This window comes from Flavobacterium sp. (assembly GCF_004295795.1).
GTDB lineage: Bacteria > Bacteroidota > Bacteroidia > Flavobacteriales > Flavobacteriaceae > Flavobacterium.
On the sequence record NZ_SEBR01000018.1, the window covers coordinates 1 to 15,553 of the forward strand.

Here is a 15,553-nt window from a genome sequence, read left to right on the forward strand (position 1 = left end):
GTCGCCAAAATCGGTCGTGCCGCGAGCCTTTTTGTTACTTTTGCGGCGAGGCAAAAGTAAGCCCCGCTGGCAGGCGACGAATCAAAATCAAAGCAGGCGGCAGCGCAGCTGCCGAAAAACACCAAAAAAAGCGCAGCTTTTTTATTTACGCTTCTAGAGAGAGAAAAGGTTCCGGTTCCACAGGAATTATGGAGAAAAGGAAAATTGTTTAAGGGCGATTCTAGCCCGGATGACGGCAACTAGCCTTTTGCAGAAAAAACCGAATTTTTCTAAGCTTGAAACAGCGACCAACGGAAGCTCGTTTCAAGCCATAGAAAAACCGGTTTTTGCAAAAAAGCTAGTGCCAGTTAGCCGGAAAAAGCTCCAAAAAACTAATTATAACATTCGTTAACATTTCGGATAGCCTTTAAAGGTTAAATTTGCCAAAGCCGCTTCCACACTGTTACGATGACCCCAAAAATCCTTGTAATCGACGACGACACTTCCTTTTGCATCATGCTCAAGACTTTTTTACAGAAGAAAAGTTTTGAAGTCACGAATGCCTTCACTGCTATGGAAGCGAGCGATTTGATCCGCTCGTCTACTTTCGATGTGGTCTTGACCGACATCAGATTGCCCGACAGCGATGGCATCGCGATCCTGGAACTCGTCAAGCAGGTTTCCCCGAAAACACAGATCATTTTGATGACAGGTTACACTGAAATCAAAGCTGCGGTAAACGCCATGAAACTTGGCGCTTTCGACTATGTGGGGAAACCGATAAATCCTGACGAGATTCTGCACACGATCCAGCAATCACTTAGGAAATCGGCAGAAAAAGATGCCAAAGTCACAACTGATAAGCCTTCCCAGAAAGCGGTTTCTGCAAATCAGGTCGTGAGTTTCGTAAAAGGCATCAGCAACCATTCCAACAAACTTCATGAGTATATTTCGCTGGTCGCACCTACGAATATGTCTGTGTTGATTATGGGCGATTCGGGAACCGGAAAGGAATACATCGCGCATTCCATCCACGCCCAAAGCAAGCGCGCGAACAAGCCTTTTGTCGCAGTCGACTGTGGCGCGATCCCGAAAGATCTGGCCTCTAGCGAATTCTTCGGACACATAAAAGGTTCCTTTACGGGCGCGGTGAACGACAAAACCGGGCATTTCGAAGCCGCAAACGGCGGAACGATATTTTTGGATGAAGTAGGCAATTTGTCTTACGAAGTGCAGGTTCAGCTTTTGCGCGCGCTTCAGGAACGCAAGGTAAAACCCGTCGGGAGCAATACCGAAACCAAGGTTGACATCCGCGTGATTGCCGCGACGAATGAAGATTTGGCCGAAGCCGTGAGAAATGGCGATTTCCGCGAAGATCTTTTTCACCGACTCAACGAATTCTCGATCCAGGCGCCGCGTTTGTCTGAACGCAAGAACGACATCATGATTTTCGCCCACCATTTTCTGGCCGAAGCCAACCACGATCTCGAACGCGAAGTCGTCGGTTTCGATCAGGACGTAACCGAATTGTTCCTCAACTACGATTGGCCCGGAAATTTGCGAGAGATGAAAAACACGATCAAACGCTCGGTTTTGCTCACGCGTGCCGGTTTGATCGAGACATCGGTTTTGCCTCACGAAATGCTGAATCCTGCCGCAAGCGAAGAATCGGCGGCACTTTATAAGGAAGATGAGGAAACGGCGATCCGAAAAGCTTTGGACCAAACCAACTTCAACAAGAGCAAGGCCGCGCGTCTACTCGACATCGACCGCAAGACTTTGTACAACAAACTCAAGTTGTACAACATCGATCTTTAATTAGATTTTTTGCACCTGAAGCCTTAATTCGACGAACAATTCCTGCATTTTCCGGCAGATTTCATAAGTGTAATCGACGAGTTCGGAAGCCGACAATTCAATTTTTCTATCTTCGATAGGTTCGAGCATTTTCACGATGGAAAATACGTCCATTTGCCGCAACATCGGGATCATCTTATGCGCCATCGCCGACATTTTGTTCCAATCCTCATTCGCGGCCGCCTCGGTCAACGCCTGACAATTTTCTTTGGAACTATCGATGAATGTATTGATTATCAGACGAAAAGAATCAGGATCGTCTTGCGTGAACTGGTTCAATGTTTCAAGGTCGAAAAATTTTTGGCTGACCGCATTTTCAGTTTCCAGACTTTCTGCCGGAAGCTCGGAGTTTTCGAAAATCGCGCGCATCAAACCCAATAAAGTTTTCAGTTGCAAAGGTTTCGGATGCGAAGCCGTAAAGCCTTTCGAGGTAAAATCGTCGGCGGACAAATCGCGTTTTCCCGACAAGGCGACCACAGGAATATCCGAAATGATCTCGTTTTCACGGATGCGCCTCACGAGCTCGAATCCGTCGATATTCGGCATCTGGATATCGCTCAAGACCAAATCGAAATTCGAGTTTTCGAGCAACTCCTCGACTTTTCCCGAATCGGATTCGACTGCGACCTCAACCGGATAATTCGCGAAAATCTCCTTCATCAACGTGAGTTGCATGGCGTCGTCGTCCACGATCAGGATTTTTTTTCCGATGAGGAAATTCGTCTCGTAATCGCGCTGTTCTTTGGCGAACGATGGCGATTTCACTTCCGATTTTTCCTTCGGAACGCGAATCGTGAAAATCGAGCCTTGTCCTTCGCGGCTTTCGAGCGAGATATCGCCTCCTAATAATTGCAGCATCCGCTTGGCGATCGTAAGTCCCAAACCTGTTCCTCCGAACTTTTTCTCGATGCCGGCGTGCGCTTGCGTAAACTCGTCAAACACTTGCTGTTGTTGGTCTTCGGCGATTCCGATTCCCGTATCGATAACCGAAACGACGATGAAAGTAGCATCGATTGCGGCCGTGACCTGAACCGAACCTTGCTGCGTGAACTTGATCGCGTTCGAGATCAGATTCGTCAAAACCTGTCGGATTCGGTAAGGATCGGAAATGTAGTTGTCGTCGAGTTCTTCGGAAATGTCCCAGTTGAGCTCGATGTGTTTGTTGGTCGCATTCGGTTCAAGCGGACGACACGTATTCTCGATAAGGTCGCGAAAGTTGAACGAAACATGCTCGATCGAAATCTTGTTGTTTTCCAATTTTGAGAAATCGACGAGATCGTTGACCAATTTCACGATGTATTGGGACGAATGCTTTATGTTCTCGATGTATTGTTTTTGACGCAAACTCGGATCTGTCGACTGCAGCAAGTCGGTGAAACCAATTACGCTCCCGAGCGGCGTCTGTATGTCGTGAGTGACCGTCGCCATTAGCATCGTCTTGCTCCGCAACAGGTTTTCGTTTTCGGAATTCAGGATTTCCAACCGATTCCGATACCGTTGGTTGAGTTGCAGGTCACGGATGATTATCCAGGCGAAAATCACCAAAAGCAGGAATGTCGCCGCGCCAATCCATGCCATCGTGCCAACCGTATTGTCGATCGCGATTCTCGAGCGGTTGATCTTGGCATACGATTTTTCGAGGATTTCCTTTTCGAGAGACGACAGGATCACGCGCAAACGGTCTGAAACGACGCGGTTTTCGTCCTGAAGTTTTTGTTCTTTCCGAAACAAGTCGTATTTCATTTTGTTGTTCCGAACGATCACTTTGGTCAGCATTCGCTCGATGCTTGCGGTCAACTCGTCGTTCGAGACCGGAAGTTTGCTCAGCGAATCCATTTCCTTTTTGGGAAGCACGTTCCGCATGAACTGGTAAATCTGGTTGTTGTTGCGAAATTCGACCGGCTTGACACTTTCGTTCAACGAATCCTTCACTCTGGAAATCCTTGCCACGGCTTTGTCGAACGTGCTTTCGGCATTGTATTTCTTGCGGAAGCGGATGATTTCGGCAACACTGACTTTCTTGCGTTTGAGCAGGCTTTGTATCGTGTCGAATTTTCCCAACTGATTCGAATCGCTCGCCGTTTTGAGATCTTCGAGGCGCACGTTTACGCTGTCAAGCATCGTGTTGTAAGTGCGTAAATTTCTTTCGGAACCCGTCAGGATCGCGTTCCTTCCGACAGCTTCAGCCGAATATAAAGCCGCGATCGCCTCGCTGATCTTGATGATCTTCTGGTTGTCGCCGTTGTTGTCGGCCGCCGGATTCGCGATCTTGAGTATTTCGGTATAAATAAACCAAACCGACACGACGGCAATCGAAAACAGCATCAAATATCCAATCAGGACTTTACCGGTAAGTGCTTTGTGTTTTTGGCTCATACTTAAAGATAGAAATTTTACCCAAAGTCGCCGATGCGGAAAACCGCAATTTTTCCCACAAAAAAAGCCCCGCGAATGGCGAGGCTTCTTTCGAAAATAACCTTTTAATAATTGTAGATCGCTTCGGCTGTAAACGTGTCGTTGCTTCCGGTTTGAGGCGTCACGAAACCTTTTGTGTAGACCGTGTAGATTCTTCCCGATTGCAATTGGATGTTTTGTGTGTACAAAGCCGTGTCGTCAGCAGACAATCTGTAGTCGAAATTGTACGTTCCGGCGGGAAGTTCCAAAAACGGAGTCGCTTGCTTGAAAGTCAACCCTGTCGTGACATCTGTCGTATTGTCGACAACATCGATCGCGGTTGCATCTGGCGAAAGGTTGATGAAACGCACTCTGGCATTTCCTCCGGCCGGTTTGGCCAAGACGTCCTGATAAACCGCGAGTTCTACGCTATCGGCAGTGTTTACGGCGAAAGCAGTAAAAAAGTCGCCCACATTCAACGTGATTTCTTCGGTGTCGAGAACCGTTCCGCCTGCATTTCTAAGCGTGAGGCTTCGGTTGCCCGGAAAAAAGTTGTAGTAACCCGCGGCGGCTCCAAAGTTGAGTCCGTTCGCGTTTACCTGATTGTTGTCGGCGAAAAAGTAAAGGTCGCCTGAATTCGGACTGGCATTCCCGATCGTACCGTGAGCGGCCGTGTCGTTGTAATAATAACCTTCGTCGTCAACGCTACAAGATGCGGCAAATATAACCGCAAGTCCGAAGAACAAAGTTTTAATCAATCTGGATTTCATAACAATAAATTGGGTTAAAGTTCTTTTTTGCTCAGCATAATTCCCTGACTTTGGATAACTCGTCTGCAAAATTACGGCATCGCGTGAAATCGGAGCACATTTTCATCTGTATTTCCATCACCGATTTCAAGGCTTAGACGCAAAACTTGTCGTTTGGTTGCGCGGTTTTCCCTTAGAAAAATGTTAAAAAAAAGGCCGTCTTTTCAGACAGCCCGATTTGTTCGAATCCCAAGGGATTATTTGGTAAGTATGCTTCTCGAAATCACGATTTTCTGGATTTCAGACGTGCCTTCGTAAATTTGCGTGATTTTGGCGTCGCGCATCAGTCTTTCTACGTGATAGTCTTTTACGAAACCATTTCCACCGTGAATCTGTACGGCTTCGACCGTCGTATCCATCGCGACTTGTGAAGCGTAAAGTTTTGCCATCGCGCCACTCAAATCGTAGTTTTTGTGCTGGTCTTTGTCCCAAGCCGATTTCAGGACAAGGAAACGCGCAGCCTCGATTTCAGTCGCCATATCGGCCAATTTGAAAGCGATTGCCTGATGTTGCGAGATTTCTTTTCCGAAAGCTTTTCTTTCCTTGGAATATTTAAGTGCCAATTCGTAAGCGCCGGATGCGATTCCCAAAGCCTGAGAGGCAATTCCGATGCGTCCGCCGGCAAGCGTTTTCATCGCGAAAGTGAATCCGAAACCATCTTCGCCTATCCTGTTCTCTTTTGGAATTTTCACGTCGTTGAACATCAGGGAATGCGTGTCGCTTCCGCGGATGCCGAGCTTGTTCTCTTTTGGTCCGATCTCGAATCCAGGCATTCCTTTCTCGACGATCAAAGCGTTGATTCCCTTGTGTTTTTTATCGATGTCGGTTTGGGCGATCACGAGGTAAACCGATGCCGTGCTTCCGTTGGTAATCCAGTTTTTGGTGCCGTTCAAAAGGTAATGGTCGCCCATGTCTTTTGCCGTCGTACTTTGTGAAGTCGCGTCAGATCCGGCTTCTGGTTCTGACAGACAGAAAGCGCCAATCATTTCGCCAGTGGCAAGTTTGGTCAGGTATTTTTGTTTTTGTTCTTCTGTTCCGAAAGTCTGCAAACCCCAACAAACAAGCGAATTGTTCACCGACATCACGACCGAAGCCGAAGCGTCGACCTTTGAAATTTCTTCCATCGCCAAAGCGTAAGAGATCGTATCGAGTCCGGAACCGCCGTATTTCGGGTCGACCATCATGCCGAGAAATCCAAGTTCGCCCATTTTCTTGATCTGCTCGGTCGGAAATTCCTGTTTTTCGTCTCTTTCGATCACGCCAGGCAAAAGCTCGTTCTGGGCAAAGTCGCGAGCCGCTTGCTGAATCATCAAATGTTCTTCGGTTAGATTAAAATCCATAACAACTTCGATTGAAAATTAAGGTTTGTGTAAAAATTTGCCCAAAGATAAATTTTTTGTTGGCAAATTCTCAATTGCAATTCCTAATTTTGAGCCGTGCCAAAAAAATCCTACAACGTTATCGGAGTCATGTCGGGAACGTCTCTCGACGGTATCGATCTGGCTCGCGTCGTTTTTACTGTTTCCGATGGAAACTGGTCGTTCGAAATCTTCGAATGCGAAACCGTCGCCTACGATGAACACTGGCTTTCCCAACTCAAGATTGCCGTCGGATTCTCAAAATCGGAACTCGAAAAACTCAATTCCGACTATACTTTACTACTAGGGGAAATCACTCGCGATTTCATCGATCGGAACAAAATTGAAAATCTAGACGCGGTTTGCTCGCACGGACACACGATCTTGCATCAGCCACATAAAAAATTCACGCTTCAAATTGGCAATTTGCCCGAAATTTCGAAAATCGCAGGTCAAAAAGTCGTTTGTGATTTCCGCGTACAAGATGTCGAGCTCGGCGGACAAGGCGCTCCACTCGTGCCAATCGGCGACAGGATTTTGTTTCCCGAGTTCGATTATTGCCTGAATCTTGGCGGATTTTCGAATGTTTCGTTCGAAGACAACGAACTGCGTCTGGCATTCGACATTTCGCCCGTAAACACCGTCCTGAATTTTTATGCCGACAAACTCGGACACGCTTATGACGACAAAGGCCAAATCGCGAGATCGGGACAGATCGATTATGAACTTTTGGCCCAATTGAACGCGCTCGATTTTTACGAAAAACCGTATCCGAAGTCGCTTGGATTTGAATTCGTGCGCGAGACGATCCTTCCGTTGATCGAAGCTTTCGATATCCCGACGAAGGACAAATTGCGCACTTTCATCGAACATGTCGCGGTCCAGATCGCAACGGCACTTCCGAAGAAAAGCGGGAAACTGCTCGCGACCGGCGGCGGCGCCTACAACGATTTCCTGATGCACAAGATCCAGGAGCAGCTTCCGCAGCTCAAAATCGCGATTCCTGAAAAGAAGATTCTCGAGTTCAAGGAAGCGCTCATTTTTGCCTTGCTCGGCGTGCTCAAAATGCGGGACGAAATCAACGTCCTGGCCAGCGTCACAGGCTCGAAACACGACCACAGTTCAGGGAAAACCTACGAAAATTGACAACCGAAACACCTATATTTGCCCAACTTTTTCAACTACAACTAAAATGGTACGAACGCAGCGACTGCAGGAAACCATTCAAAAAACAAACATCGCTTACGAATGAAAGATTTACTTAAAAAATACGAGAACAAAACGCCTGAAATCGTCTTCAACTGGAAAGATCCCGAAACGGATGCCGAAGGTTGGACAGTCATAAACTCGCTTCGCGGAGGCGCGGCCGGCGGTGGAACGCGCATGAGAAAAGGCCTTGACCAGAACGAGGTTTTGTCGCTCGCGAAGACTATGGAAGTGAAATTCACGGTTTCCGGTCCGGCGATCGGCGGTGCGAAGTCGGGAATCAATTTCGATCCGAACGATCCCAGAAAAGACGAAGTTCTGCGCCGTTGGTACAAAGCCGTTTCCCCGCTTTTGAAAAGTTACTACGGAACCGGAGGCGATCTGAACGTAGACGAAATCCACGAAGTGATCCCGATGACCGAAGAATGTGGCGTCTGGCATCCGCAGGAAGGCGTTTTCAACGGCCACTTCAAACCGAGTGAAGCCGACAAGATCAACCGCATCGGACAATTGCGCCAAGGCGTCATCAAAGTGATCGAAAACCCGAGATTTTCTCCTGACGTAACCCGAAAATACACGGTGGCCGACATGATCACAGGTTACGGGGTTGCCGAAGGCGTGCGTCATTTCTACGATATTTACGGAGGCGAGATCAAAGGCAAGAAAGCCATCGTGCAAGGTTTTGGAAACGTAGGCTCGGCCGCTGCTTTTTACTTGGCCGAAATGGGAGTGAAAGTAGTCGGAATCATCGATCGCGACGGCGGACTTTTGAATGCGGAAGGATTTTCGTACGAAGAAATCAGAAACCTTTTCCTCAATAAAGACGGAAACAAATTGGTAGCCGAAAACATGATCCCGTTTGCCGAACTCGATTCGAAAGTTTGGGAAACCGGAGCCGAAATCTTCGCACCTTGCGCGGCTTCGCGCCTGGTCACCAAAGAACAGGTCGACAAAATGGTCGCGAACGGACTCGAAGTGATTTCGTGTGGCGCAAATGTACCGTTTGCCGATAAGGAAATCTTTTTTGGCCCGATTATGGAAGAAGTCGACTCGAAGGTAAGTCTTGTCCCGGATTTTATCTCGAACTGCGGAATGGCCCGCGTTTTCGCCTATTTCATGGAAAAACGCGTGCAAATGACAGACGAATCAATTTTCGCGGATATTTCACAGACCATCAAAAAAGCGCTTCAGAAAACGCACGAACTCAGCGATTCCAAAACGGGAATCAGCGCACGCGCGTTCGAGATCGCGCTTAAGCAACTTGTGTAAAAGGCAATTTATTTTCGCTATTTTCGTTATATCCAAAACGCTCAAAACCATGAACGTCCACAAAAATCCAAGCAAATCCGACCAGATCGCGAGCGACAACAAAAAAATTTCGCTGGGAATCACGACGGCTTTGTTCGTCCTGATTTTCCTGACGCTTTTCTTTATCCGATTTACCGATTCGATGATCCTGAATCCTGAATTGATGGAAGAAGGCGGCGGTGGCGGTGGCGACGTGGCGGTGAATTTCGGCGACAGCGACGTTGGAATGGGCGACAATTTCAAGAATATCGAACCCGTAAAAACGACGGCAAAAGCCACACCGCAACCAAAAGCATCGGCTAGCGAGATATTGGCCAGCGACAATGACGATGCGCCGGTCGTGGCCGAAACCCGAAAATCATCCGAAAAACCGAAGAAAACCGAAGAACCTTTGAAGCCAGTCGAAAAACCGGCTCCGAAACCTTCAAAATCGACCACGGACGCACTTTCCGACCTTTTGGGCGGATCGAATAAAGGCGGCGATGGTGACGACGGTAAAGCCGGCAACAAAGGCAGTCGCGACGGCGATCCTTATGCACGCGGCTACAACGGAGGCGGCGGATCTGGCGGTGGAAAAGGCGGCGGCAACGGAACGGGCGAAGGCATCGGTTCTGGTTCAGGCTATGGCGGTGGAAGCGGTGGCGGCCGTGGCACCGGCGTCGGAAACGGGAATTATTCCCTCGGAAACAGAAAACCGCTCAGCAAGCCAAAACCAAATTATACTTGTAACGAGGAAGGCCAGGTCGCAGTAAAGATTTGGGTGGACAGAAACGGAAAAGTGACTCGCGCCCAAGCTGGTGACCGAGGTACGACAAATGGTGCAAAATGTCTCGCAGACCAAGCCGAAAGAGCCGCACTTGACACCAAATGGGAAACAGACAGCGACGCTCCCGAAACCCAAGTAGGAAAAATCATTTACAGTTTCAGATTGACGGAGTAACATCCGTCTTTTTTTATTTATGACATACCAGGAAACGGTGAATTGGATGTTCAACCAATTGCCGATGTACCAGACACAGGGCGCGTCCGCGTTCCGAAAAGACCTAGACAACACTTATCTTTTGGCCGATTATCTCGAAAATCCCGAGAAGAAGCTCGTGTGCATCCACGTGGCCGGAACCAATGGAAAGGGCTCGACTTCTCACCTGCTCGCGTCTGTTTTTCAGCAAGCGGGCTACAAAACGGGCTTGTTCACCTCGCCTCACCTCAAGGATTACCGCGAGCGCATCAAGATTGACGGAGACGCGATTTCGGAGGATTACATCATCGGATTCATCCAAAAGCACAAATCGTTTTTCGAAGCCAACAACCTGAGTTTTTTCGAGATGTCCGTCGGATTGGCTTTTCAATACTTCGTCGAGGAAAACGTTGACATCGCCATTATAGAAACCGGATTGGGCGGACGTCTCGATTCGACGAACATCGTGACACCGCTGGTTTCGGTAGTCACGAATATCGGTTTCGACCACATGACGTTTCTCGGGACGACTTTGGATTCGATCGCATCTGAAAAAGCCGGAATCATCAAGCCGAATGTTCCGGTTGTGATTGGCGAAACGACTGCCGAAACCAAGAAAGTATTTCAGGCTAAGGCCGATGAGACGCGATCGCCGATTGTTTTCGCATCTGAAACCGTTTCTGAAAACTGGCCTTCCGACTTGCTCGGCGATTACCAGGTCGCCAATAAAAAAACGGCTTTGGCTGCTTTGCGTCAGATTCAGAAACAGCAAAAATTCGATATTTCGGATGAAAACATCAAATCAGGATTTCTCAACGTCGTCAAAAACACCGGATTGCTTGGCCGCTGGCAGCAAATCCAAGCCAATCCGACGGTAATTTGCGACACGGCACACAACCGCCACGGACTCGAAATCGTGATGCGACAGGTTCTGAAACAGGATTTCCACAAACTGCACATCGTTCTGGGCGTCGTGAACGACAAAGATTTGCTCGACATCCTTCCTGTTTTTCCAAAAAGCGCCACTTATTATTTCTGCAAACCAAATATCCCGCGAGGACTTGATCAGGACATTTTGAAAACCGAAGCCGAAGCTTTCGACCTTTACGGACAAGCATTCCGTTCTGTTTCAGAAGCTTATCGCACAGCACTCGAAAACGCCGACAGCCGCGACTTCATCTACGTTGGCGGCAGCACTTTTGTAGTTGCAGAAATTTTGTAATTTTTTTTCGATTTTGCTTGCAGTTCTAAAAAACTGGCCTATATTTGCACTCGCAATCAGGAACAATACTGAAAGCGAAAATAGGGCGATTAGCTCAGCTGGTTCAGAGCACCTCGTTTACACCGAGGGGGTCGGGGGTTCGAACCCCTCATCGCCCACAAGAAAAGCTTCACTTTTGTGAAGCTTTTTTTATTTGTAAAAATGGGAATCAAAAGCTTTTCGCTTTTGTAATTCCCATTTTTGCAAATAAAAAGAAAGCCGCCCTTTCAGGCGGCTTTTCTTGTGTAGGCTCCCCCCCGGGCATCACCGGAGCGAAGCGGAGGTAACCCCTCATCGCATTCAGAAACTTCCAACTCTTCTTCTGGCTTATCTTATGGAGGTTTCCACCTCTGCATCACCGGAGCGAAGCGGAGGTAACCCCTCATCGCATTCAGAAAGCTACTAACTCTTTTTTTGGCCTATTTCGAGGCTTCCACCTCTGCATCGCCGGACAACACCTCATGGCACAAAAAAATCCAACTCTTCATTCCAAGTTTCTCGTAAAAGCCTTCACCTGTGACAAACCCCCGTCACCAAACAAAGCAAGCAACTACTCAAAATCATACCACTTCCAAACGAAATCCGAAGAAACAAGTCCGAAAACAGTTCGTTGAAAAACCAACGAAGTCTCCGTAAACAAAAAATCGGAACAAAAGAACCATCCAACTGTTAGCCATCTTTTTTAAGAAGTTAAAATCAAAAAAAGTCTCCATCCACCAATGCATCAGAATAAAGATTAGCCAAAAAATAGATCTCAAAACCTCCGCTCCTTCCGATCCCAATTCTCCAACTGCAAAGCCCAATCGGCAAAAAATGCAAAACTTCCCAATCCAAACAAAAAACAAATTCCGATCATCTTCGTATCTTTCAAAAGCCTGATGCGCGCGATTTCGCCACCAATCCAAAAGCCACGAAGAATGCACAGAGTTTTGTCCTCCTCAAAAAATCAACTCCACATTGCCGTTTTCTTTTTTCTGCTGTTTTTGTCGACAATAGCAAATGCACAATCGCTTCTGCCAGGTGAAAGCGAGGAACAAAAGGTCGCGCCCACAGTCGCCGAAGATTCACTCGGAAGACAGACGCCACGCGGAGCAGTAAGCGGATTCTTCAAAGCGGTAGCTGACCAGAAGTACAGCCGGGCCAGCCAATACATGGAACTTTCCCGCGGACAAAGAAGCGAAAGGCAACGCACCAAACTCGTGAAATCGCTCCAAAGTCTGCTGGATCACGGAGGCGACATCATGCCCTATTCGTGGATAAGCAACACCGCGACCGGCCGCCTGGACGACGAACTCGATCCTGATGCAGACTTGGTTGGAAGCGTGACTTACAATGGAAAACTGATCAACCTGTTCGTGACAAACACAGGAAAGGACGACGCGCCGGTGTGGCGATTTTCGGCCGGGACGATCAACGAGATCGCCGGCATAAGAACTGCCGATCCTTTGCTGGTCGACCGCATCCTTCCCGAAGCACTGCGCGAAAGATTGGTTGGAGGCGTGCCTTTAGGACATTGGCTCGCGGTAATTATCCTGATCATCGTCGCCTATCTTTTCTCTTGGGCTTTGGTCGCTCTAATTTGTTTCCTGCTGCATGCCCTTTGGTCGCGAGCCAGAGTGGAACACGTCGACGCTGCCATAAAAGCGCTCAATCTTCCTGTTCGACTCTATCTGTCGGTTTGGGTTTTCGCTTTCCTTTCGCAACAGGCCGGCATTTCGATAATCATCCGGCAACGCTTGAGCACGCTCACGGTAATCATCGGCATTTTGGCAATCCTGATCCTGTTTTGGAGAGGAACCGATTATTTCGGCGATCTGGGAAAACAACGGTTTACGCGTCTCAATCGCGCATCGGCCGTATCGATCACGTTATTCCTGAGACGCACGATCAAAGGCGCCATTATCGTTTTTGGCGTCATCGCGATTCTGGGAACGTTCGGAGTCGACGTAAGAACGGGAATCGCGGCGCTTGGAATTGGCGGTTTGGCACTTGCCTTGGGCGCTCAAAAAACGATAGAGAATTTCGTGGGAAGCGTGACGCTGATTGCCGACCAACCGCTTCGCGTGGGCGATTTGTGCAAAGTTGGAGAACATTCGGGTACGGTCGAACAGATCGGGATGCGTTCCACCAAATTGCGCACTGGCGAGCGAACGGTCGTCACGATCCCGAATGGCGATCTCGCAGCCACCCGAATCGAAAACCTGCAACACCGCGACCGCTTTCACTTCCACCACATTTTCCAGTTGCGAACCGAAACGACGCCAGCGCAGTTGCGAACTGTATTGCGCGAACTCCGGGCGACGCTCGACACAAACAAAATGGTGTTTTCCGAGGGCAAAAAAGTGCGTTTTACGGGAATCGGGCAAGGCGGATACAAGGTCGAGGTCACGGCCTACGTTTCGGCACCGAATTTCGACACTTTCCAGGAAGTGCAGGAAGGCTTGTTGCTTTCGATGATGGACGTAATTGTCAAGAGCGGCACTTTTTTGGTGCTGTCGTCCCAAACCGTTTATCTGCAAAACGTCAGGAATTCCGCAGCTGACGAAAGTCCAAAATCCGAAAGTTGAACCGTTTACCCTAATTTCATCGGCACTCGTTGCAAGAAATCTGTTGCAATTTTTTTTGCCACATTTTTTTTGCAACAATTTTGAACTGTTCCCAAAAAGTCGGTACACGAGCAATACCGTAACATCGGGCAAAAATCCTTATCAATTCCTTAAACCGCGGCAGCGCCCGAATTTGTTCATTTGCGAACAAAAAATTCATGGTTTACCCCTACGCTTCCATACTCGAATTCCTTAAGGCCGAATTTGTCCTCGACGGACAGACGATCGAAAATCCGGAAGCTTTCTTTCGCGAAAATGCCGACCTTTTTCTCGAGTCCTTTCCGTCAGAAACTCAATACGGATTCGCCCAGCAACACTTTAGCGACTACGCCCGCACGCACAAACTGCTCATCCAAAACAAGGAAATTTCGCTGGAACTGATTTAGTTTATACCGATTTCCAACCGATAAAATTCTCGAAAATCCACAAATTCAAGGCGTAAGCAAATACTGTTTCTTGCCTATCGGGAATCGCGGTTCGGTTTTGGAAATGGCCACCAACTTGAGCATCAATTCCCTGATTTGTTCGGGATCGGACGGTTTTATCGCGTAATAATGCGCGCCCATCGCGTAGCAGTAATCGATCATTTCCTTGTTGGAATTCGTCGAAAGGATCACCAACCGCGAGAAATCTTTCACGTGCGGAATGATCTTCACGTGCTTCAGGCAGCCAAGACCGTCGACTACCGGCATGTTGAGATCGATCAGGATCAGTTTTGGAACGTCGCTCGCGTTGAGTTTCCGTATGAGTGCCAGACTCGAACCGAATTGTTCCAATTTGACTTCCGGTGCGACCTCAGAAATGATATCGGAATAAACCGCCAGATCGTCCTGGTCGTCGTCAACGTGAAACCAGTGATTGGCAGCGTAAATGTTGGGGAAATTCATAATATGATCTGATTTGGCTTGGGCGTTGACGGATGCCATTTTGCAGTGGCAACCTAACTCAAAGCTAGCACACGATGGCGATTTGCGGCTTATAGGTTTTCACCGATTCGGTTGTATGATTTGTGATTCCGACGCCTTTTTTGTTCCAAATCTGGGTGGCATCCGCTTGACGGATATTGATGAAATCCCGACGAATATTCATCAGCAAAAAAATTTCTGATGGATTTCAGTAAGTTTGGATCGCGTTATGGCAAACAAAAAAATCCGACGCAAGCCAAAAATCGAATTGCCATATCCAAAATTCGATGCTATGTTTGCCGCGGCACAATCTATTGTCCTTTCAACCCAATAAACACCAAAAAATGGAACAAGACGAAATCATCATTACACTGGAACCGGGCGATTCCACAACGGCATTGCTGAAATTATCGAACGATCTGAAAAACAAGCTCGCTGCGCGTTTCGGAAACCAATACGAAGTCAGCTCGGGCGACTTCACCAAACCCGAAAAAGATTGGTCGCATGAGATCAAGATCAGGAAAGGCAGTAAAGTTGGAGCTTCGGTCGATCTCAAATGGGAAAAATCGAAACGCGAAATCGTGAAAGTCGACGTGGACGAATCTACGAAACTCGGTACGATGATCACGCTTGGCGTATTGGTTCCGCTACTTTTGATAGGCGCTTACATGGGCTATAACAACATCGCGCCGCTGGACTTTTTGCCGGGCAGAAAAATTGCCGGCGGATTGGGCGGATTAATCGCGTTGATTCCCGGATTGATCATCGTGTTTGTACTGAAATCGGCGTTGCTCAAGGGCGAGAAAGCCGAAAATGCCCAGTTGGTCGCGAGCGTGAAAGAGGCCGTTAAAGCTTGATGTGAAAGACATCGGCAAAAAATCCACTTAGAATATCGCATTTTTCAGGAAGTCG

The 15,553-nt window shown here is 48.1% G+C and carries 14 protein-coding genes and 1 tRNA gene; 10 read left to right on the forward strand and 5 right to left on the reverse strand.

Features of this window, described 5'->3' with window-relative positions; translation table 11 throughout:
- A partial coding sequence (locus tag EOO49_RS14205; RefSeq protein WP_290846822.1) for a hypothetical protein occupies positions 1-212 on the forward strand: 212 nt, incomplete at its 5' end.
- Positions 213-447: 235 nt separating this feature from the next.
- On the forward strand, positions 448-1,797 hold the full coding sequence (locus EOO49_RS14210) for a sigma-54 dependent transcriptional regulator (protein ID WP_290846824.1): 1,350 nt from the start codon (positions 448-450) through the stop codon (positions 1,795-1,797).
- Here the strand turns inward: EOO49_RS14210 and EOO49_RS14215 are convergent, their stop codons facing one another.
- From EOO49_RS14215 to EOO49_RS14225, 3 genes are all read right to left on the reverse strand, one after another.
- The gene (locus EOO49_RS14215; protein WP_290846826.1) at positions 1,798-4,212 is read right to left on the reverse strand and encodes an ATP-binding protein; all 2,415 of its coding nucleotides are present in this window, start codon (positions 4,210-4,212) and stop codon (positions 1,798-1,800) included.
- A gap of 104 nt (positions 4,213-4,316) precedes the next feature.
- Positions 4,317-5,000, reverse strand: a complete 684-nt coding sequence (locus EOO49_RS14220; protein WP_290846828.1) for a DUF4397 domain-containing protein — start codon at positions 4,998-5,000, stop codon at positions 4,317-4,319.
- A gap of 236 nt (positions 5,001-5,236) precedes the next feature.
- Complete coding sequence (locus EOO49_RS14225; RefSeq protein ID WP_290846830.1) at positions 5,237-6,379, reverse strand: acyl-CoA dehydrogenase; 1,143 nt, start codon at positions 6,377-6,379, stop codon at positions 5,237-5,239.
- Positions 6,380-6,475: 96 nt separating this feature from the next.
- Here EOO49_RS14225 and EOO49_RS14230 point away from each other — a divergent pair, with 96 nt between their 5' ends.
- From EOO49_RS14230 to EOO49_RS14260, 7 genes are all read left to right on the forward strand, one after another.
- Positions 6,476-7,543, forward strand: coding sequence for an anhydro-N-acetylmuramic acid kinase (locus EOO49_RS14230; RefSeq protein WP_290846832.1), 1,068 nt, complete (start codon positions 6,476-6,478; stop codon positions 7,541-7,543).
- Between the two features lie 102 nt (positions 7,544-7,645).
- The gene (locus EOO49_RS14235; RefSeq protein WP_290846834.1) at positions 7,646-8,872 is read left to right on the forward strand and encodes a Glu/Leu/Phe/Val dehydrogenase dimerization domain-containing protein; all 1,227 of its coding nucleotides are present in this window, start codon (positions 7,646-7,648) and stop codon (positions 8,870-8,872) included.
- A 49-nt stretch (positions 8,873-8,921) separates the two neighbouring features.
- Positions 8,922-9,851 (forward strand): energy transducer TonB, encoded by a 930-nt coding sequence (locus EOO49_RS14240; protein WP_290846836.1) that lies wholly within the window; start codon positions 8,922-8,924, stop codon positions 9,849-9,851.
- A gap of 19 nt (positions 9,852-9,870) precedes the next feature.
- Positions 9,871-11,091: a folylpolyglutamate synthase/dihydrofolate synthase family protein gene (locus tag EOO49_RS14245; protein ID WP_290846838.1), complete on the forward strand. Its 1,221-nt coding sequence runs from the start codon at positions 9,871-9,873 to the stop codon at positions 11,089-11,091.
- An 83-nt stretch (positions 11,092-11,174) separates the two neighbouring features.
- Positions 11,175-11,249, forward strand: a tRNA-Val gene (locus EOO49_RS14250).
- A 798-nt stretch (positions 11,250-12,047) separates the two neighbouring features.
- A complete protein-coding gene (locus EOO49_RS14255; protein WP_290846840.1) occupies positions 12,048-13,697 on the forward strand; it encodes a mechanosensitive ion channel family protein in 1,650 nt (549 codons plus the stop codon).
- A gap of 197 nt (positions 13,698-13,894) precedes the next feature.
- Positions 13,895-14,122, forward strand: a complete 228-nt coding sequence (locus EOO49_RS14260) for a hypothetical protein (protein WP_290846842.1) — start codon at positions 13,895-13,897, stop codon at positions 14,120-14,122.
- 45 nt (positions 14,123-14,167) lie between these two features.
- Here the strand turns inward: EOO49_RS14260 and EOO49_RS14265 are convergent, their stop codons facing one another.
- The gene (locus EOO49_RS14265; RefSeq protein WP_290846844.1) at positions 14,168-14,623 is read right to left on the reverse strand and encodes a response regulator; all 456 of its coding nucleotides are present in this window, start codon (positions 14,621-14,623) and stop codon (positions 14,168-14,170) included.
- 64 nt (positions 14,624-14,687) lie between these two features.
- Entirely contained in the window at positions 14,688-14,825 is a 138-nt protein-coding gene (locus tag EOO49_RS14270; protein WP_290846846.1) for a hypothetical protein, read from the reverse strand.
- 160 nt (positions 14,826-14,985) lie between these two features.
- On the opposite strand from EOO49_RS14270, the gene EOO49_RS14275 reads away from it, so the two are divergent.
- Positions 14,986-15,498, forward strand: a complete 513-nt coding sequence (locus EOO49_RS14275; protein WP_290846848.1) for a hypothetical protein — start codon at positions 14,986-14,988, stop codon at positions 15,496-15,498.
- Positions 15,499-15,553 lie beyond the last annotated feature (55 nt).